31 protein-coding genes and 1 pseudogene are annotated in these 19,087 nt (G+C 33.8%); all 32 read right to left on the bottom strand.

Annotated features, from left to right (window positions below):
• Nucleotides 1-3: 3 nt before the first annotated feature.
• The 32 genes and pseudogenes from rho to fusA all read right to left on the bottom strand — a co-directional run bounded on the left by rho (nt 4) and on the right by fusA (nt 19,078).
• The gene (gene rho, locus BPP43_RS09465) at nt 4-1,473 is read right to left on the bottom strand and encodes a transcription termination factor Rho (RefSeq protein ID WP_015274806.1); all 1,470 of its coding nucleotides are present in this window, start codon (nt 1,471-1,473) and stop codon (nt 4-6) included.
• Nucleotides 1,474-1,603: 130 nt separating this feature from the next.
• Entirely contained in the window at nt 1,604-1,993 is a 390-nt protein-coding gene (gene rplQ, locus BPP43_RS09460; RefSeq protein ID WP_013243945.1) for a 50S ribosomal protein L17, read from the bottom strand.
• A gap of 18 nt (nt 1,994-2,011) precedes the next feature.
• The gene (locus tag BPP43_RS09455; RefSeq protein WP_013243946.1) at nt 2,012-2,989 is read right to left on the bottom strand and encodes a DNA-directed RNA polymerase subunit alpha; all 978 of its coding nucleotides are present in this window, start codon (nt 2,987-2,989) and stop codon (nt 2,012-2,014) included.
• A gap of 30 nt (nt 2,990-3,019) precedes the next feature.
• On the bottom strand, nt 3,020-3,646 hold the full coding sequence (gene rpsD, locus BPP43_RS09450; RefSeq protein WP_013243947.1) for a 30S ribosomal protein S4: 627 nt from the start codon (nt 3,644-3,646) through the stop codon (nt 3,020-3,022).
• Between the two features lie 21 nt (nt 3,647-3,667).
• Complete coding sequence (gene rpsK, locus BPP43_RS09445) at nt 3,668-4,078, bottom strand: 30S ribosomal protein S11 (protein WP_013243948.1); 411 nt, start codon at nt 4,076-4,078, stop codon at nt 3,668-3,670.
• A gap of 22 nt (nt 4,079-4,100) precedes the next feature.
• Entirely contained in the window at nt 4,101-4,490 is a 390-nt protein-coding gene (gene rpsM / locus BPP43_RS09440; protein ID WP_013243949.1) for a 30S ribosomal protein S13, read from the bottom strand.
• Nucleotides 4,491-4,512: 22 nt separating this feature from the next.
• Nucleotides 4,513-4,629 carry a 50S ribosomal protein L36 gene (gene rpmJ, locus BPP43_RS09435; protein WP_014933892.1) on the bottom strand — a complete coding sequence of 39 codons (117 nt, stop codon included), beginning with the start codon at nt 4,627-4,629 and terminating at the stop codon, nt 4,513-4,515.
• Nucleotides 4,630-4,649: 20 nt separating this feature from the next.
• Nucleotides 4,650-4,868 (bottom strand): translation initiation factor IF-1, encoded by a 219-nt coding sequence (gene infA / locus BPP43_RS09430; protein ID WP_013243950.1) that lies wholly within the window; start codon nt 4,866-4,868, stop codon nt 4,650-4,652.
• A gap of 5 nt (nt 4,869-4,873) precedes the next feature.
• On the bottom strand, nt 4,874-6,214 hold the full coding sequence (secY, locus tag BPP43_RS09425) for a preprotein translocase subunit SecY (RefSeq protein ID WP_013243951.1): 1,341 nt from the start codon (nt 6,212-6,214) through the stop codon (nt 4,874-4,876).
• Between the two features lie 12 nt (nt 6,215-6,226).
• Nucleotides 6,227-6,706: a 50S ribosomal protein L15 gene (rplO, locus tag BPP43_RS09420; protein ID WP_013243952.1), complete on the bottom strand. Its 480-nt coding sequence runs from the start codon at nt 6,704-6,706 to the stop codon at nt 6,227-6,229.
• 10 nt (nt 6,707-6,716) lie between these two features.
• The gene (gene rpmD / locus BPP43_RS09415) at nt 6,717-6,896 is read right to left on the bottom strand and encodes a 50S ribosomal protein L30 (protein WP_013243953.1); all 180 of its coding nucleotides are present in this window, start codon (nt 6,894-6,896) and stop codon (nt 6,717-6,719) included.
• Nucleotides 6,896-7,408 carry a 30S ribosomal protein S5 gene (gene rpsE / locus BPP43_RS09410; protein WP_014933894.1) on the bottom strand — a complete coding sequence of 171 codons (513 nt, stop codon included), beginning with the start codon at nt 7,406-7,408 and terminating at the stop codon, nt 6,896-6,898. Before rpsE ends, rpmD begins: the two co-directional genes overlap by 1 nt.
• Nucleotides 7,409-7,419: 11 nt before the next feature.
• The gene (gene rplR, locus BPP43_RS09405) at nt 7,420-7,776 is read right to left on the bottom strand and encodes a 50S ribosomal protein L18 (protein ID WP_013243955.1); all 357 of its coding nucleotides are present in this window, start codon (nt 7,774-7,776) and stop codon (nt 7,420-7,422) included.
• Between the two features lie 12 nt (nt 7,777-7,788).
• Nucleotides 7,789-8,361, bottom strand: a complete 573-nt coding sequence (rplF, locus tag BPP43_RS09400; protein WP_013243956.1) for a 50S ribosomal protein L6 — start codon at nt 8,359-8,361, stop codon at nt 7,789-7,791.
• A 25-nt stretch (nt 8,362-8,386) separates the two neighbouring features.
• On the bottom strand, nt 8,387-8,788 hold the full coding sequence (gene rpsH / locus BPP43_RS09395; RefSeq protein WP_013243957.1) for a 30S ribosomal protein S8: 402 nt from the start codon (nt 8,786-8,788) through the stop codon (nt 8,387-8,389).
• An 18-nt stretch (nt 8,789-8,806) separates the two neighbouring features.
• The gene (locus BPP43_RS09390) at nt 8,807-8,992 is read right to left on the bottom strand and encodes a type Z 30S ribosomal protein S14 (protein ID WP_008723403.1); all 186 of its coding nucleotides are present in this window, start codon (nt 8,990-8,992) and stop codon (nt 8,807-8,809) included.
• Nucleotides 8,992-9,555, bottom strand: a complete 564-nt coding sequence (gene rplE, locus BPP43_RS09385) for a 50S ribosomal protein L5 (RefSeq protein ID WP_013243958.1) — start codon at nt 9,553-9,555, stop codon at nt 8,992-8,994. The genes BPP43_RS09390 and rplE overlap by 1 nt, the downstream gene beginning before the upstream one ends.
• 16 nt (nt 9,556-9,571) lie before the next feature.
• Nucleotides 9,572-9,913, bottom strand: a complete 342-nt coding sequence (gene rplX / locus BPP43_RS09380) for a 50S ribosomal protein L24 (RefSeq protein ID WP_013243959.1) — start codon at nt 9,911-9,913, stop codon at nt 9,572-9,574.
• A gap of 2 nt (nt 9,914-9,915) precedes the next feature.
• Nucleotides 9,916-10,285, bottom strand: a pseudogene (gene rplN / locus BPP43_RS09375) (50S ribosomal protein L14).
• Nucleotides 10,286-10,290: 5 nt separating this feature from the next.
• Nucleotides 10,291-10,653, bottom strand: a complete 363-nt coding sequence (rpsQ, locus tag BPP43_RS12395) for a 30S ribosomal protein S17 (protein ID WP_013243961.1) — start codon at nt 10,651-10,653, stop codon at nt 10,291-10,293.
• 14 nt (nt 10,654-10,667) lie between these two features.
• Nucleotides 10,668-10,874 carry a 50S ribosomal protein L29 gene (gene rpmC / locus BPP43_RS09365; protein ID WP_013243962.1) on the bottom strand — a complete coding sequence of 69 codons (207 nt, stop codon included), beginning with the start codon at nt 10,872-10,874 and terminating at the stop codon, nt 10,668-10,670.
• Nucleotides 10,874-11,287: a 50S ribosomal protein L16 gene (rplP, locus tag BPP43_RS09360; protein ID WP_014933897.1), complete on the bottom strand. Its 414-nt coding sequence runs from the start codon at nt 11,285-11,287 to the stop codon at nt 10,874-10,876. The genes rpmC and rplP overlap by 1 nt, the downstream gene beginning before the upstream one ends.
• Nucleotides 11,287-12,024, bottom strand: a complete 738-nt coding sequence (rpsC, locus tag BPP43_RS09355; protein WP_013243964.1) for a 30S ribosomal protein S3 — start codon at nt 12,022-12,024, stop codon at nt 11,287-11,289. The genes rplP and rpsC overlap by 1 nt, the downstream gene beginning before the upstream one ends.
• A gap of 3 nt (nt 12,025-12,027) precedes the next feature.
• Nucleotides 12,028-12,432 (bottom strand): 50S ribosomal protein L22, encoded by a 405-nt coding sequence (gene rplV / locus BPP43_RS09350; RefSeq protein WP_014933898.1) that lies wholly within the window; start codon nt 12,430-12,432, stop codon nt 12,028-12,030.
• Nucleotides 12,433-12,443: 11 nt separating this feature from the next.
• Nucleotides 12,444-12,713, bottom strand: coding sequence for a 30S ribosomal protein S19 (gene rpsS / locus BPP43_RS09345; protein ID WP_013243966.1), 270 nt, complete (start codon nt 12,711-12,713; stop codon nt 12,444-12,446).
• Nucleotides 12,713-13,549 (bottom strand): 50S ribosomal protein L2, encoded by an 837-nt coding sequence (gene rplB, locus BPP43_RS09340; protein ID WP_013243967.1) that lies wholly within the window; start codon nt 13,547-13,549, stop codon nt 12,713-12,715. The genes rpsS and rplB overlap by 1 nt, the downstream gene beginning before the upstream one ends.
• 14 nt (nt 13,550-13,563) lie before the next feature.
• Entirely contained in the window at nt 13,564-13,857 is a 294-nt protein-coding gene (gene rplW, locus BPP43_RS09335; protein WP_173385055.1) for a 50S ribosomal protein L23, read from the bottom strand.
• Between the two features lie 11 nt (nt 13,858-13,868).
• Complete coding sequence (rplD, locus tag BPP43_RS09330) at nt 13,869-14,516, bottom strand: 50S ribosomal protein L4 (protein ID WP_013243969.1); 648 nt, start codon at nt 14,514-14,516, stop codon at nt 13,869-13,871.
• An 18-nt stretch (nt 14,517-14,534) separates the two neighbouring features.
• Nucleotides 14,535-15,191, bottom strand: a complete 657-nt coding sequence (gene rplC / locus BPP43_RS09325; RefSeq protein WP_013243970.1) for a 50S ribosomal protein L3 — start codon at nt 15,189-15,191, stop codon at nt 14,535-14,537.
• Between the two features lie 125 nt (nt 15,192-15,316).
• Nucleotides 15,317-15,622: a 30S ribosomal protein S10 gene (gene rpsJ / locus BPP43_RS09320; protein ID WP_013243971.1), complete on the bottom strand. Its 306-nt coding sequence runs from the start codon at nt 15,620-15,622 to the stop codon at nt 15,317-15,319.
• Nucleotides 15,623-15,703: 81 nt separating this feature from the next.
• Nucleotides 15,704-16,930 carry an elongation factor Tu gene (gene tuf, locus BPP43_RS09315; RefSeq protein WP_013243972.1) on the bottom strand — a complete coding sequence of 409 codons (1,227 nt, stop codon included), beginning with the start codon at nt 16,928-16,930 and terminating at the stop codon, nt 15,704-15,706.
• Between the two features lie 66 nt (nt 16,931-16,996).
• Nucleotides 16,997-19,078, bottom strand: a complete 2,082-nt coding sequence (fusA, locus tag BPP43_RS09310; RefSeq protein WP_015274804.1) for an elongation factor G — start codon at nt 19,076-19,078, stop codon at nt 16,997-16,999.
• Nucleotides 19,079-19,087: the final 9 nt, after the last annotated feature.

Raw genomic sequence — 19,087 nt, 5'->3', positions numbered from 1 at the left:
ACCTCATGAGTTTAATAACTTTAAAAACTCAGAATTATCTTTAGTATTTTTCATTTTAGCTATCATCTTCTCAATAAAGTCATATTCATCAATATTGATACCCTGACCCTGAACGCTTCTAACAAGATTCATCTTAGCAAGCTCTTCCTCATTAAGAAGTAAGTCATCTCTTCTAGTAGAAGAAGAATCAATATCAATAGCAGGGAATATTCTTCTATTAGCAAACTTCCTCTCTAAATGAAGCTCCATATTACCAGTACCCTTAAACTCTTCGTAAATATAATCGTCCATCTTACTTCCAGTATCAACTAAAGCAGAAGCGATTATTGTAAGAGAGCCGCCCTCTTCTATATTACGTGCAGCACCGAAGAATTTTTTAGGTTTATGAAGTGCATTAGAATCTACACCTCCTGTTAATACCTTACCGCTTGCAGGCACTACTAAGTTGTAAGCCCTTGAAAGTCTTGTTATAGAATCTAATATAATTACAACATCATGTTTATTTTCAACTAATCTCTTAGCCTTCTCTAATACCATCTCTGAAACTTGACAATGCTTCTCTGGAAGTTCATCAAAAGTAGAAGCTATAACTTCAGCCTCTGGAACTTGTCTTTTCATGTCAGTAACCTCTTCAGGACGCTCATCTATAAGAAGAATGAAAAGTTTAATATCAGGATAGTTTTTACATATAGCATTAGCAATCTCTTGAAGCATCATAGTTTTACCAGCTTTAGGAGGTGCTACTATTAATCCCCTCTGGCCTTTACCTATAGGAGATACTAAGTTTATAATACGAGTAGAAATTTTATTTGGAGCAAACTCTAAATTAATTCTTTCATTAGGAAATATTGGTGTGAGTTTATCAAATAAAGGTCTTCTATGCAAATTATCAGGTTTTTCGCCATTAACAGATTCTATTCTAAGTAAAGCAAAAAACTTTTCACCTGCATTATCTTTAGGAGGTCTTACTTCTCCGCTAATAACGTCTCCTGTTCTAAGTCCGAAAAGCCTAATTTGTGCAGGAGAGATATATATGTCATCAGAACCTACTAAGTAATTTGTGTTTTTAGAACGTAAGAAACCAAATCCGTCTTGCAAAGTTTCTAAAGTACCCTCTGCAACAACTTTACCTTCTAAATTAATATGAGATTTTACTATTAAATGCATTAATTCCTGTCTTCTTAAATTGCTGTTAGTATCTTTCTTAATGCCGTAATTTTCAGCAAAATCTATTAATTCGTCAAAAGTTAAAACGCTTAATTGGCTAATATAAAGTACATCAAAAGGTCTTTGAATTTTATTACTATTCTCTTCCTCTTTATTATCTTCATCATTAGTAGTAGGAATTTCTTCTTTTTCTTCTTCTTGAACTTTAGCAACAACCTTTCTAACAACTTTTCTTACTTTTCTTACCTTCTTCAAAGGCACAACATTTTCATCAGCAGAAAACTCTAAATTGTTATCTTCAGACATAAGGAACCTCCATAAACCTTATATGTAAGTTATAGTCTATAAAAACTATAACCAACACATAAAATTTACTTTTGTTTATATATAATTAGATTAATAAACGATTATTATTTTAAATTATTAAAATTATTTTTTATTTTGCTTCAGTTTTATTAGCAGATGAGCTATCAGAATCGCATAACATCACAATACACATATCAGCTCCATCACCAAATCTTTTGTATGATAAGATTTTTCTTACAAATCCGCCATTTTTGTTAGCATATTTAGGAGCGATATCTTTGAAAAGTTTAGCAAGTATTGCTTTATCTTTTACATATTTAGAAACTAATCTTCTATTATGAACATTATCAACTTTAGCTCTATAAATTAACTTATCAGCTAATTGTTTTAAAGCTCTACCTTTCTCTTTAGTAGTTTCAATTTTCTCATATTTGAAAAGAGAAGTTATCATATTGTTAAACATAGCCTTTTTGTGGGCACTAGTTTTATTAAATTTTTTAACAGTAACTCTATGTCTCATACATTATCCTTAATTTTATTAGCCTCTCATACCAAGATGAGCATTATATTCTGCAAGCTTTTCTTTAATCTCTTCTATAATCATTTCATTAGCACCAATTAATCTTAACAAATCAGCATCAGTTTTAAGAGCAACTTTATCTAAAGTTTTAAGATCAGAAGATATCAAGAAATTAGCAGTTCTAACAGAAAACTCAACTTCTTCAACATGTTTATCTTTTAAAGAATCAAGTACAGAATCTTTAGGAGTTTCTTCGATTTTTTCATCATCACCATTAGCCTCTTCAGGAAGCATAAAAGGAGTGAGATTATCTCTAAGTAATTTAGCTGCCCAAGATAGAGCTTTTTCAGGGGCAATATTACCTTTAGTTTCTATTTCTAAAGTAAGTTTACCATAATAATTTATACGCTGACCCACTCTAACATCATCAACAGCAAATTTCACACTTACTATAGGAGAATATATAGCATCTATAGCTATAGCATTCACATCTTCAAGCAACTCCATATTAACTTCAGCAGGCACATAGTTATAACCTGATTCTATCTGAACATCCATTTCAAAAGTATAACCTTCAGCTATAGTAGCAATATGATGTTCAGGATTAAATACAGATACATCAGCATCAGCAGAAGCGAAATCAGCAGCAGTAACTGTACAAGGACCTTCTTTTTTAATATGTATAGTTTTAGCATCAACATTTTCAGGAAGAGCTACCACAACATTTTTAAGATGCATAATCATCACTATTGTGTCTTCTTTCATACCAGGAACATTTTCAAATTCATTAGTAACGCCATCTATTTTGATAGCAGTGATAGCATATCCAGGTATAGATGATAATAATACTCTTCTTAGAGCATTTCCAATAGTAGTGGCATATCCTCTTTCAAAAGGCTGTGCTACAAATTTACCATAATTAGGAGTTAAATCTCTAGCTTCAAATGTAACTCTATGCGGATGTCTAATAGATTCTAATATTTCTTTTAATGCCATTCTTTCAATACCCCTTATCAAAGAGTTCCATTACTTAGAATAATACTCAATAATGAGCTGTTCATTAATAGGATACTCTATATGCTCTCTTATTGGTAATGTTACTATTTCACCTTGTTTAGCAGACAAATCTAAACTTAACCAAGCAGGAACATATTCACTTTTTAAACCATCAAGCAATTCTTTTACTTGAGTAATAGAATTTCCTCTCTGAGAGAAAGAAACCTTATCTCCAACTTTCATACTATAAGAAGGTACAGACATAGTTTTTCCATTAACATTAATGAAACCATGTTGTACGAATTGTCTAGCCTGAGCTCTGCTTTTAGCAAGACCAAGTCTATAAACAACATTATCAAGGCGAAGCTCTAATAATCTGAGCAAGTTTTCACCAGTAACACCAGCTACACGGTTAGCCTCATGATAATAGTTTCTGAATTGTTTTTCTAATATTCCATAAATACGTTTAACTTTTTGTTTTTCTCTCATCTGAATACCGTATTCTGACAATTGTTTCATTTTACGGTTAGTAGGACCTGGAACTTCTCTCTTTTTTGTTATAGCACATTTAGCCGTAAGACATCTCTCGCCTTTAAGCATAAGTTTCATTTTTTCACGACGGCATAATCTGCAACTTGCATCTCTATATCTAGCCATAATTATTTATCTCCCAATTAATTATATTCTTCTTCTTTTTTGAGGACGGCAACCATTATGAGGCATTGGTGTAACATCCTTAATAAGTTTTACTTTTAATCCTGCAGCTTCTACAGCTCTGATTGAGCTTTCTCTACCCATACCAGGACCTTTTACATAAACTTCAACTTCTCTTACACCCATCTCATAAGCTTTTTTAGATGCCTTCTCACTAGCAACCTGTGCAGCAAATGGAGTAGATTTTTTACTACTTTTATATTCTCCATCTAAGCCAGCACTAGCCCAAGATAAAGTATCACCGTTTCTATCAGTGATAGTAACTATTGTATTATTAAAGCTAGCTTTTATATGCACTATACCAAAAGCTTCTACTTTTCTATCTTTTTTTATTTTTTTATCTTTTAGTGTTTTTTTACCTTTTTGAGTAGCCACTATTCTCCCCCATTATTTATTTTTACTTCTTACCTGGTGCTTTTTTCTTACCAGCTATAGCTTTTCTAGCTCCGCCACCTCTAGCGTTACGAGAGTTAGTTCTTGTTCTTTGTCCGCGTACTGGAAGTCTTTTTATATGACGCATTCCGCGATATGAGTGAATATCTTTTAAACGTTTAATATTATTAAAAAGCTCTGTACGCAAATCTCCTTCCACTTTAGTTGTGGCTTCTATTGCATCTCTTAAAGCTGTAATTTGAGCATCTGTAAGGTCTTTAGCTTTAATAGAATAATCTATATTAGCCTTATCACAAATTACATGTGCTAAAGTACGTCCTATACCATATATATCTGTTAGGGCGATTTCTATTCTTTTATTATTTCTTATTTCAACACCCATTAAACGTGCCATACTAATTATCTCCTTAAATTAATTACTTCTGTTTTTGTTTATGTCTTGGGTTTTTCTTACATATGACTCTAACTACGCCTTTTCTTCTTACTATTTGACAGTCATTACAACGTTTTTTTACCGAACTTTTTACTTTCATATTAAATGTTCTCCATTATTTTACTTATAACGATAAATTATTCTACCCTTTGTTAAATCGTAGGGCGACATTTCTATAGTTACCTTATCTCCAGGAAGTATACGAATAAAGTTCATACGCATCTTTCCAGAAATATGTGCCAATATCTTATGACCATTCTCTAACTCTACTCTGAAAGTAGCATTAGGAAGAGGCTCTACTACTGTACCTTCTACCTCTATATTTTCTTTCTCTGCCATATTAATTACCTTCTCACCTTAGACTTCTTCAATATACCATCATAGTTATGCATCTGCAAGTAAGACTCTATTTGTTTTAATAATTCAACAGCAACACTTACACTAATCATTACAGATGTACCGCCCATCAAATAAACCAAAGAATTGTTAGTTCCTTTGAAAGGAGCAAATACAGGAATCTTAGACATTAAATCTGGGAACACAGCAATAGCAGCCAAGAATAATGAACCGCCTATTGTTATTCTGCTTAATACTGTTTTAAGATATTCAGCAGTTTGTGTACCAGGTCTGTAACCAGGAATAAATCCGCCTTGTTTTTTAAGATTCTCTGCTATATCATCTGGATTAAATTGTACAGATGTATAAACATAGGCAAACATAATAACCAAAAGACAATAAAGAATTATATAAGCCCAGCTTCCATAAGAGAAAAATCTAAGCAAAGCGTCCAACCATCTCCATTGAACACCTCTTGTTAAACTAGCAATCTGTGCTGGAATAGCCATCAAAGCAGATGCGAATATTATAGGTATAACGCCAGATGGGTTAATCTTGAAAGGTATATGAGTAGATTGTGCACCAAAAACCTTTCTTCCTACAACTCTCTTAGCATATTGAACAGGTATTCTTCTTTGTCCGCTTTCTTCATAAACTACGCAGAATATCACTATAGCAAATATTATAAAGAAAAGAACTATTACTAATGAGTTTAAGTAATCAGTATCTTTTTTCTGTATAACATCATAGAATCCTGCAGGAATACGAGCAACAATACCAGCGAAAATTATTACAGATATACCATTACCAAGGCCGCGTTCTGTAATTTGGTCACCTAGCCACATTAAGAACATGGTACCAGTAGTAGCTGTAATCACTACGAGAAGTATAAAACCTAAACCAGGTCTCATAAATATCATAGCACCTTCATTTATACTTTGAATCCAGCTAGCCATAGCTGCAGATTGAACCACACAAAGACCAAGTGTTAGATATCTAACATATTGGTTAATTTTTTTACGACCGCTTTCACCTTCTTTTTGCATTCTCTCAAGTGCTGGTATAACAACACCTAAAAGCTGCATGATGATAGAAGCGGATATATAAGGCATAATTCCAAGTGCTAATATAGAAAATCTAAACAAAGCACCGCCAGAAAATAAATCCATAATAGTTAAAAGACCGCCGCCGCCTTGAGCTGATGATAAAAAGCCCAAAAGAGCAGTTGGGTCTATACCTGGAGTTGGAATATGACTGCCTATTCTATATACCAAAATAGCAAGAACTGTAAACAGTATCCTGCTTCTTAATTCTGGTACTCTAAATATATTAGTTAATGACTTAAACATTTATAAACAACCTTATTTCTTTTCTCTAATATATTTTTTACGTTCATGTATTATAACTTTACCGCCAGATTTTTCAATCTTTTCTATAGCTTTTTTGCTAGCAAGATCAACGGTAATAGTAATAGCACTTTTTACTTCACCCATAGAAAGAAGTTTTATATAATCTTTAGTAGAAGATAAATAACCTAATTTAACTAAAGCTTCTCTAGATATTTCGTTAGAACCTAATGAATCTAAGTCTCCAACATTGATAACATCTACAGACTTTTTGAAAGCAGCATTAGTGAAACCGCTTTTAGGAATTCTTCTATGTAAAGGCATCTGTCCGCCTTCAAAACCAGCTCTTCTGCTGTAACCTGCACGAGACTGAGCACCTTTATCACCTCTTCCTGCAGTACAACCCCAACCAGAACCTTGTCCGCGTCCTACTCTATGACGATTTTTGCTCGATCCTTTTGGAGCTCTTAATATTTTTGTATTTTCCTGTGCCATTCTCTAGCCCTCACTTATACTCTACTTTTAAAAGATGTGATATTTTATTAATCATTCCATTTATTTGAGGAGTTGCTTCGTGTTCTACAACTCTTCTTCTCTTTTTGAAACCTAAAGCTACAACAGTATCTCTTTGAGACTTTTCATAGCCTATAGGAGATTTAACTAATGTTATTACAACTTTAGCCATTATTCAGCCCTCCCATAAATCTGGTCAACACTAATTCCTCTTTTATTAGCCATATCTTGAACAGTTTGTAAAGATTTTAAACCTTCAAAAGTAGCTTTAGCTAAGTTCATAGAATTGTTATTACCTAAAGATTTTGAAAGAATATTTTTTACACCTGCTAATTCTAATACAGCACGTGCAGGACCGCCTGAAATAACTCCAGTACCTTTAGAAGCTGGTTTCATTATTATTCTGCTGCTTCTAAATACACCAACTGTATTATGAGGAATAGTTTCACCTTTAAGGTTAACTTCTATCATATTCTTTTTAGCCTGTTCTATAGCTTTTCTTATAGCATCAGGTACTTCATTAGCTTTACCGTAACCTAAACCAACATGTCCGTTTTTATCACCTAAAACCATTAAAGCTGCAAATCTAAAACGTCTTCCACCTTTCATAACTTTAGCTACTCTGTTTAAAGTTATTAGACGCTCTTCAAACATACTTTTTTCTTCGTTATTATCGTGTGCCAAGGTTATACTCCTTAAAATTTCAATCCTGCTTCACGAGCACCGTCAGCTAAGGATTTTATTTTTCCATGATATATATAGCCGTTTCTATCAAACACTACTTCACTAATATTTTTTTCTTTTGCTCTAGTAGCTAATACTTTACCTATCTCTTTAGCTATATCTACATTTTTACCGCTTTTTAAATCTTTCTCTTGAGAAGATGCTGATACTAAAGTTAATCCTTTACTATCATCTATTATTTGAGCAGATACATATTTAAGACTTTTATAAACTGTAAGTCTAGGACGCTTTGAACTTCCTTCTATTTTTATACGTATACTTCTCTTTCTTCTTTCACGTTGAGCTTTAATTTTTTCTCTTAAACTCATATAGCTTACCCCTTACTTAGCAGCTTTTTTACTTTCTTTCATTTTAACATACTCGCCTTCAAATCTTACACCTTTACCTTTATAAGGCTCAACAGGTCTTTTCTTTTTAATATTCATAGCGAGTTCGCCTACTTTCTCTTTATCATTACCTTCTATAATGATTTTAGTGTCTTTTTCTACTGTTACTTTGATACCCTCAGGGATTTTCATTTTTACATCACTAGAGAAACCTAATTGTAATGTTAAAGTATCTCCCTGAACATTAGAACGGTAACCTGTACCTTCTAATTGTAATACTTTTTTATAACCAGTATTAACACCTTCTATCATGTTAGAAATAAGTTTCCAAACTAAACCTAATTTAGCAGAATACTTAGCTTTATTTTCTTTTATAGCTTCTTCATCAGTGCTATCAATCTTAGGAGGTTTAACCCAAAGAGAATTATTTTCAAGTTCAAGTATTATATAATCAAAAAACTCTCTTGTCAACTCCCCTCTTTTACCTTTTACGACTACTTTGTGGCCGTCAATTTTTACTTCAACGCCTTGAGGAATCGCTATAGGCTTATTTGATAATCTACTCATTATAAATACCCTCTCTCAATTTATATTACCATACATAACATAAAACTTCGCCGCCAACTTTCTCTTTTCTAGCTTCTTTATCAGTCATTACACCTTTACTAGTAGAGATTACAGATATACCGAAACCATTTTTTACTTGAGGAATAGTATCTACTGATGTATAAACTCTAAGACCTGGAGTTGATACTCTTTGAATACCTTCTATAACAGAATTTCCCTCATAATATTTCAAATCTATTTCTATGCGGAAGAAATTTTTATCTTTTACTTCTACTTTTTTGAAGTCATTAATATACCCTTCTTTTTTCAAAATTGCAAGTATATTTTCCATTTTTGTAGAAAAAGGTATAGTTACATTCTCTTTTTTTGCTCTACAACCATTTCTAATCACAGTTAAAGCATCTGCTATTGGATCATGTACGCTCATTTATATACTCTCCTTAAATTACCAACTAGACTTAGTTACGCCCGGAATTAAACCTTTATTTGCTAAATCTCTAAAACAGATTCTACACATTTTATACTGTCTTATATAAGCACGAGGTCTTCCACATATAGGGCAGCGATTATATTGTCTTGTTTTATATTTTTGTTTTTTTGTAGCTTTAACTTTAAGTGCCAATCTAGCCATTATTTATTCTCCTGACTTTTAGGTGCAGCACGAAATGGCAAACCTATACGTTCTAATAAAGTGCGAGCCATATCGTCATTATCTGCAGTTGTTACTATTGTTATATTTAATCCCTTAACAGCATCTGTTTTGTCGAAACTTATTTCTGGGAATATAATATGCTCTTTTATACCTAAATTGTAATTACCTCTTCCGTCAAAACCTCTTCTAGGAATACCTTGGAAGTCTCTTACTCTTGGTAAAGCTATAAATATTAACCTTTCCAAGAAGTCATACATTCTTTCTCCTCTCAAAGTTACTCTACAACCTATAGGCATACCTTGTCTTAATTTGAAGTTAGCTATAGACTTTTTAGCTCTAGTGATAACAGCTCTCTGACCTGCTATTTGACTTAGTTCTTCTACAGCAGAGTCAACATATTTTTTATCTGTTACAGCTTGAGTAATACCCATATTGATAATAATTTTCTCTATTTTAGGTATAGCCATAGAGGAGCTTAAATTCATATCTTTTAATAAAGATTGTCTTATTTCTTTTTCATATCTATCTTTTAATACTGACATATTTAATAACTCCTACTTACTTATCAAGAACTTCGCCTGATTTTTTAGCATATCTTTTTAATTTTCCATCAACTTCTTTTCTTCCAACCCTAGTAGTTTTACCGCCTTTGTCAACCAACATAAGATTAGATATATGTATAGAAGCTTCTTTCTCAACTATACCGCCTTTTTGATTCTCTTGACTTTTAGGCATAGTTTTTTTAATCATGTTAATATTCTTTACGAAAGCTCTTCCCTTTGCTCTGTCTATAGACAATACTTCACCGCGTTCTCCACTCTGTTCTCCAGCTATCACTTCAACAGTATCGCCTTTTTTTATTTTGTATTTTGTATTACTAAAATCTTTTTTCTTTATCATAATTATATTACCTCTGGTGCAAGTGATACGATTTTCATAAAGCCTTTATCCCTAAGTTCACGAGCTACAGGTCCGAATATACGTTTACCACGAGGCTCTCTTTTATCGTCTACTATAACAGCAGCATTCTCATCAAAACGTATGTATGAACCATCAGGGCGTCTAACTTCTTTTTTTACTCTTACTATTACAGCTTTTACAACTTTACCTTTTTCTTATAGAGCAAGTAGGGATTATATCAGTTACAGAACAAACTATAACATCTCCTAAAGTAGCATATCTGCGTCTACTTCCTCCTAATACCTTAATACATTTCAACTTCTTTACGCCTGTGTTGTCGGCTACATTAAGAGTAGTTGGTACTTGTATCATAATTCTTACTCTCCTTCAACCTGTGAAGAAACTGCTGCTTCTGGAGCATGCTTCTCACGTTTTAATACGCTTTCTACATCGCTATCCATAGAATCTTTCTCTACACGCTCAGACTTCTTAACGATTTTTACTAATCTAAATTTTTTATCTTTACTAATAGGTCTGCACTCTATTATTCTTACTAAATCGCCTTCAAAACATTCATTTTTTTCATCATGAGCTTTATAGCGTTTATTCTTACTTATAGTCTTACCATAAAGGGGGTGTTTCTGTTTACTTTCAACTTTTACAACTATAGTTTTATCCATTTTATCAGAAACTACAATTCCTTCAAGTACTCTTTTATATTTTTTTGCTTTGTTTTCCACAGTAATACCTCACACTATTTTTTTATGCCAAGTTCATGCTGACGTATAAATGTCTTAACTCTAGCTATATCTTTGCGAGCTTTTTTTAATTGATGAGTTTGTCTTGCATCACCAACTACTTTTTCAAATCTATGCTCTTGATATTCTTTTTCTAATTTTAGAAGTTCACCCTTAAGCTCTTCTAAACCTAATGACTTATAATCTTTATTATTCTTAGCCATTATATAGCCTCCCTCTTAATGAACTTAGTTTTAATAGGAAGCTTGAAACCAGCTAATCTGAAAGCAGACTGTGCTAATTCTTCTGGTACACCTGCTATTTCAAATATAACTTTACCTGGCTTTACAACTGCTACCCAATATTCAACGTTACCTTTACCTTTACCCATTCTTGTTTCTGCTGGCTTTTTAGTATAAGGTTTGTCTGGAAATACTTTTATCCACATTTTACCTACACGCTTAACATGTCTTGATATAGCAATACGTGCAGCTTCAATTTGTCTATCTGTAAGCCATACAGGCTCTAATGCCATTAAACCATAATCTCCAAAAGTTAAGTTACTTCCTCTTTTGGACTTACCTTTCATTCTACCTCTATGCTGTTTACGATACTTAGTTCTTGATGGTTGTAACATTATCTATCTCCTTTAGCACTGATAACTTTACCCGCATCATCTTGTTTGCTTTCTTTCTTATCAAGAATCTCGCCTTTATATATCCACACTTTTACCCCGATGATACCAAATGTAGTAGAAGCTTCAGCAGTACCATAATCTATATTTGCTCTTATTGTATGAAGAGGTACTGAACCATTTTTGTACTGTTCTGTTCTAGCGATATCAGCACCTGCTAAACGACCAGAACACATAACTTTTATACCTTTAGCACCTTTCTTCATAGCTTGAGTAATAACACTCTTCATAGCTCTTCTGAAAGCAACACGCATTTCTAATTGACGAGCTACGCTTTGTGCTGCCAATGTAGCATCTAATTCAGCCTCTTTGATTTCTGATATAGAAACATTAATAGGCTTTTTTACTAACTTTTGTACAGCAGCCTTAACAGCCTCAACTCTCTGACCCTTAGGACCTACAACTACTCCTACTCTTGCAGTAGAAATAAATACATTGATTCTATCTGGGAAACGTACTATTTGTATGTCAGATATAGCAGGATCAAAAGACTCTTTCTTTCCGCCAATTTTTTTCTGTTCTTCTTTTAATGTCTTATAATAATAGTTCATTATATAGCGTCTTATAGATAAATCTTCATGCAAACTATCTGCATAAGTTCTGCCATCTTCGAACCATTTACTAGACCAAGTTTTATTAACTCCGAGTCTTAAACCTATTGGACTAACCTTTTGACCCATAGTTTATACCTCCGCTACTTTAGCTGCTTCTTCTTTTTTTGCAACTCTCTTAATTTTTTTCTTCTCAGGTTTTTTTTCATCACTTAATACTATAGTAATATGTGAATTTCTTTTTAATATAGGATCAGCACTACCACGACTTGCTGCTCTTATGCGTTTCAATGATGGTGCTTTATCAACAAAAGCTGTCTTAACCCATAAAGTGTCTGGGTTAATAGTTCTAGTCTGAGAAATAGCATTTGCTATACCGCTTTTTATAGCTTTTCTAAGTACAACTGATGACATTTGTGGCATAGTTGTAAGATTAGCGATAGCATGGTTAACATACTCACCTTTAACGAAAGGAAGTAATCTTGCTACTTTCCTGCGACCTATGCGTAAATAACGTACCTTTACCTTATATTCCATAGTCCAATTCCTTATTTCTTAGCTACCTTAGCTGCACCTGCATGTGAACGAAAAGTTCTAGTAGGAGCAAATTCACCTAATTTATGACCTATCATATTCTCTTGTACATAAACTGCTACAAATGTTTTACCATTATGTACATTGATTGTAAAACCTATCATCTCTGGAATAATTGTTGAAGCACGGCTATAAGTTTTTATTTGGTGCTTGTTATCTCCAGCTTGTATCTTCTTGAAAAGATTTTTATCTACAAAAGGTCCTTTCTTAATAGAGCGAGACATTATTTCTTACCCCCTCTTCTCTTAATTATTAATCTGTCAGAATATTTGTTTTTCTTTCTAGTCTTATATCCCTTAGTAGGTACACCTGTAGGAGATACTGGATGTGGGTTACCCTGTCCACTCTTACCTTCACCACCACCGTGTGGGTGATCTACTGGGTTCATTACAACACCTCTTACTTTTGGTCTTCTACCTTTATGTCTAGTAGTACCAGCTTTACCGTCTGTAGTGTTGAAATGGTCTAAGTTACCGATTTGTCCTATAGTAGCATAACAATCTTCTAATATTCTTCTCTCTTCACCAGAGCGAAGTCTTATTACACAATAACCACCAGATTTTGCTGTTATCTGAGCACCACCGCCTGCTGCTCTAACAAGCTGACCACCTTTTCCTGGTGTTATTTCTATGTTATGTATTATAGTACCTAAAGGTATCTTTCTTAAAGGTAAAGTGCAACCTACTTTTACTTTAGCATTTTCTCCGCTAACAACTCTGTCGCCTACATTAAGTCCCAATGGCCATATTATATATCTTTTTTCACCATCTGTGTAATGTAAAAGAGCTATACGAGCTGTTCTGTTAGGATCATACTCTATAGAAACTACTTTAGCTTCTATATCATGCTTATCTCTTCTAAAATCTACTAATCTAAATAATTTCTTGTGTCCACCACCGCGACGACGCATAGTGATACGACCGTTTGAACCTCTTCCGCTTATGCGTTTTTTACCGCATACTAATGATTTACAAGGCTCATTTGTTGTTATATCCGAAAAATCAACTACTGTACGATAACGTAAACTTGGTGTTGTCGGTTTAAATTTCTTAATAGCCATCGGTATCCCTCAACTTATTTTACTATATCTATTGATTCTTTGCCATCGAGAACTATTATCGCTTTTTTATAACTGCGTGTATAACCGCGTCTGCTCATTCTGCGATTTTTCTTCTTAGGCTTTACATTTATTATCTTACAATCTAGCGGATGTACATTAAATATTTTTTCAACCGCTTTCTTCAACTCTTGCTTATTAGCGTCCTGTCTTACTCTAAATACATAATAACGCTTCTCTGTTCCTTTAGGCTCAGTTCTAAGGATATTACTCTTTTCTGTAAGTATAGGCTCAATTAAAAGTGAATACATGCTCATATTTCTTATCCCTTAATTCTAGCATTTAATTTAGATAAAGCTGTTTTAGTAAAGTATACTTCATCAGCATAATATAAAGGATGTATAGACATACTGTCTGCATTTACAAGCTTTAAATCTTTGATGTTTCTTAAAGATAATAATAACTTATTGTAATTATCACCTAATGACTCATCTTTACCTACTACAAATGCTACTTTTCTGCTATTTGGCTCTTTAACCTTACTTATAAAACTTGCCATTCTTTTTGTCTTTGGAGCATCAAAAGTGAAATCCTCAAAAACTTTAAGAACATTGTTACCATATTTCAAAGATAAAACAGACAATAGAGCCTTACGTTTCATCTTTTTAGGCAATCTATAACTATAATCTCTAGGCTTAGGAGTATGTGTTTTACCACCGCCTACCCAAATTGGTGAACGTGTAGAACCTGCTCTTGCTCTACCTGTACCTTTTTGTCTCCAAGGCTTTTTACCGCCTCCTGAAACTTCTGCTCTTGTTTTAGTAGAGTGAGTTCCTTGACGTCTGTTCGCCAACTCATTTTTGATTGCTTCGTAAAGTAGATTGTTGTTAACTTCTGATTTGAATATCTCGTCAACTACCTCTAAATTACCTACGCTATCTCCATTTTCATTTAGTATTACTACTTCCATTTTATCATCCTGCTTTTATTATTTAGTCATTGAGTTCTTCTTCTTATTTTTCTTCTTAGCTGCTTGAGTGATTTTTACTATACCGTTTATAGCTCCAGGTATAGAACCTTTAATCATAATCAAGTTATCTTCTGGTCTTATTTCAACTACTTTTAAGTTTTGTATAGTAGTTAAAGTATTACCCATATGACCAGGCATACCTTTGCCTTTCCATACTCTTGCAGGGTAACTGTTACAACCTATAGAACCTGCTCTTCTTCTGAAATTAGAACCATGACTCATAGGACCACCATCGTAATTATGTCTTTTCATTACGCCGGCAAATCCTCTACCTTTGCTCAAAGAACTAACATCTATAAAATCGCCCGCTTGAAATATATCTACTTTAAGTTCCTGACCAACTGTATAAGCACTTGAATCATCTAACCTAAATTCTTTTAAATATTTCTTAGGCTCTAAATTTGCTTTTTTAAATTGCCCTATTTGTGGCTTTTTTAAATGCTTTTCTTTTACAGCACCATAACCTAATTGAATAGCATTATAGCCATCTTTCTCATTATCTCTAACCTGCATAACTGTGCATGGCCCAGCCTCTACAACTGTTACTGCTATAGCATTGCCAGTTTCATCGAAAACTGTTGTCATACCCAATTTTCTGCCAATTATTCCTACCATCGGCTAATCCTCTATAATGATTTTACTACTTCTTTTTTTACCAATTTTTAAGTCAAACTATTAAAATTATAACCATACAAACAAAACGTAGTAAAGTTTTATTCACACGGTTTAAAAAACCTTTCTTACTTCAACTGTACATCTACGCCAGCTGGAAGTGCCAACTTCTTCAAAGACTCAGTTGTTTGAGGTGTTACATCAAAGATATCTATTAATCTCTTGTAAACTCTCATCTCGAACTGCTCTCTTGACTTAATGTTTACATGCGGACTTCTTATTACTGTTACCTTTCTTATGCTTGTAGGTAGTGGTATAGGTCCTGATACTCTTGCACCTGTCTTCTTTACACTAGCAACTATTGACTGAGCTGATTGATCAATTAATTCTATATCAAAGGCTTTTAATTTAACTCTTATTTTCTGTTCTTTCATAGTTTGAATTACTCGCTTTTATTCTTTATATTAAGGGATACATTTAATATTAAAACATATCCCTTTATTTCTTTCCTTAAATTATTCTAATATTTTTGTTACAACACCGTTACCTACTGTCTTACCACCTTCACGTATAGCGAATCTTTGTTTCTCTTCCATAGCGATTTGGCTGATTAACTCTATAGTTAAGTTAGCGTTATCACCTGGCATTATCATTGGAGAACCTTCTGGTAAGTTGATAACTCCTGTTACGTCTGTTGTTCTGAAGTACATTTGTGGTCTGTAACCGCTTACGAAACCGCTATGTCTTCCACCTTCTTCTTTTTTCAAGATATAAACTTCTGCTTCGAATTTTTTATGAGGTGTGATTGTACCTGGTTTAGCTAATACCTGTCCTCTTTCTACTTCTTTACGTTCAATACCTCTTAAAAGACATCCAACGTTATAACCAGCTATACCAACAACTTCTTTCTTGAACATTTCTACACCAGTACAAGTAGTTTTCTTAGTTTCTCTTAAACCAACGATTTCTACTTCGTCACCTTTTTTGATTTGTCCTCTTTCTATTCTACCTGTAACAACTGTACCTCTTCCAGGGATTGAGTATACGTCTTCGATTGACATTAAGAAGTCTTTATCTGTTTCACGTACTGGATCTGGAATATAAGTATCAAGTGCGTTTAATAGGTCTAATATACATTTACAATCTGGATCAGTTCTTGGATCTTTTCCTGCTTCGATTGCTTGAATAGCTTTGATTGCAGAACCTCTAATAATAGGAGTTTTAGAGCCATCGAAACCATAGTGGTCTAATACGTCTACTACTTCTGCTTCTACTATTTCTGCCATTTCTGGGTCATCTAATTTATCACATTTGTTTAAGAATACAACGATGTAGTTTACACCTACTTGTCTTGAAAGAAGTACGTGTTCTTTTGTTTGTGGCATTACACCGTCTTCTGCTGATACTACTAAGATAGCACCGTCCATCTGAGCAGCACCTGTAATCATGTTTTTAATATAGTCAGCGTGACCTGGACAGTCTACGTGAGCATAGTGTCTGTTATCTGATTCATATTCTACGTGTGAAGTAGCGATTGTCAAAATTTTTGTAGGGTCTCTTCTACCTTGACTCTCAGAAGCTTTTGCTACTGAATCGTATGCAACTTTTTGTACTGTTGCTGGAAACATTGCAGATGATACTGCAGTTATTGCTGATGTTAATGTTGTTTTACCATGGTCAACGTGACCGATAGTACCAACGTTTACGTGTGTTTTTGTACCTTCATAAGTTCCTTTAGCCATTTTTATCCTCCAATTATTTATCCCTATTCTCTAGGAAATTGTTTTTTTATTTATTTTTATTTTTTGTTATTTAGCGTTACCCATTCTAGCACCTATTATCTCTTCTGCTACGTTCTTAGGTACTTCCTCGTAGTGTGAGAACTGCATTGTGTAGCTTGCTCTACCTTGTGATACGTTTCTTATACTTGTTGTATAACCAAACATCTCTGCAAGAGGTACTGTAGCATTAATAGATTTGTAACCAGACTTATCTGTAAATCCGTGAACCTGTCCTCTTCTTGAAGCTAAGTCACCGATAATATCACCCATATAATCTTCTGGTGTTACAACTTCTACGCTCATCATAGGCTCTAACAAGTAAGGATCTGCTTTTTTACATCCATCTTTGAAACCCATTGAAGCAGCAATTTTGAATGCCATTTCTGATGAGTCTACTGGGTGGAATGAACCATCAAATGCTGATACTATAACGTCTAGCATTGGATAGTTAGCAAGAACACCTGTATTCATAGCCTCAACACAACCTTTCTCTACAGCTGGTATATATTCTTTTGGAACAACACCACCAACGATTTCGTTATTAAACTTGAATCCTGCATTAGGCTCATTAGGTCCAATTCTCAACCATACATCACCGTACTGACCTTTACCGCCTGACTGACGTACGAATTTACCTTCAACTTCAACTGTCTTCTTAATACCTTCTCTGTAAGATACTTGAGGACGACCTACATTTGCCTCAACTTTGTATTCTCTTTTCATTCTATCACAGATAATCTCTAAGTGAAGCTCACCCATACCTGCGATAATTGTTTGACCTGTTTCTTCATCAAAACTAACTCTGAATGTTGGGTCTTCTTCAGCAAGTCTTGATAAAGCTATAGACATTTTATCTCTATCACCTTTTGTTTTAGGCTCTATAGCAACGTTAATTACTGGCTCTGGGAAGTTGATTGATTCCAAGATGATAGGAGCATTTTCTGGACATAATGTATCACCTGTTGTAGTTTCTTTAAGTCCTACTGCTGCTGCTATATCACCGCAATATACTTGTTCAATCTCTTCTCTTTTGTTAGCGTGCATCTGAAGTATTCTTCCGATACGCTCTCTTTTTCCTTTTGTAGCATTATAAACATAAGAACCAGCTTCTAATATTCCAGAGTAAACTCTTAAGAATGCTATTTTTCCAACGTGTGGATCTGTCATTATTTTGAATGCTAATGCACTGAATTTCTCATCATCTGCTACTTTTCTTTTTATAACATTACCATCTAAATCTGTACCTTCTATTTCAGGTTTATCTAATGGAGATGGTAAATAATCAACTACAGCATCTATTAATACTTGAATACCTTTGTTTTTGAAAGCTGTACCACAGAACATTGGGAAGAAGTCTGCTGTTAATGTAGCTGTTCTTATAAGTCTTTTGATTGTAGGAATATCTATTTCCTCACCTTCAAAGAACTTATTCATAGCATCATCATCATATTCAACGATTGCTTCTAATAATTCATTTCTATATTTTTCTGCTTGTTCTTTTAGTTCGGCTCTGATTTCTCTCTCTTCCATCTTCATACCATCTTCAGATACCCAAACTATCTCTTTCATTTTTACTAAGTCAACAACACCCTCGAAGTTGCTTTCTGCACCTATAGGTATAACTACTGGGTGACTGTTTGCTTTTAATCTATCTCTTGTTTGATCTAAAACAGCGTAGAAGTTAGCACCAATCCTGTCCATTTTATTAACAAAAATAGCTCTTGGGATTTTATAGTTACTTGCTTGTCTCCATACTGTTTCACTTTGAGGCTGAACACCGCCTACAGAACAAAAAACTCCTACAGCACTATCTAATACTCTTAAAGACCTTTCTACCTCAGCAGTAAAGTCAACGTGCCCTGGAGTATCTATTAAGTTAATTCTATGACCATTCCAAAAACAAGTAGTTGCAGCAGAAGTAATTGTAATACCTCTTTCTCTCTCCTGCTCCATCCAGTCCATTTCAGCTGCACCTTCATGAACCTCACCTAATCTATGTGTCTTACCTGTAAAGAATAATATACGCTCACTTAAAGTAGTTTTACCAGCATCAATGTGAGCCATAATACCAATATTACGTGTATTTTCTAACGAAATTTGACGTGCCACTTATTCTCT

The organism is Brachyspira pilosicoli P43/6/78, assembly GCF_000325665.1.
In the GTDB taxonomy this organism is placed as follows: Bacteria; Spirochaetota; Brachyspiria; order Brachyspirales; family Brachyspiraceae; genus Brachyspira; species Brachyspira pilosicoli.
The sequence above is the reverse complement of the archived record's forward strand: the minus strand, read 5'-3'. Positions and strand labels throughout refer to the sequence as shown.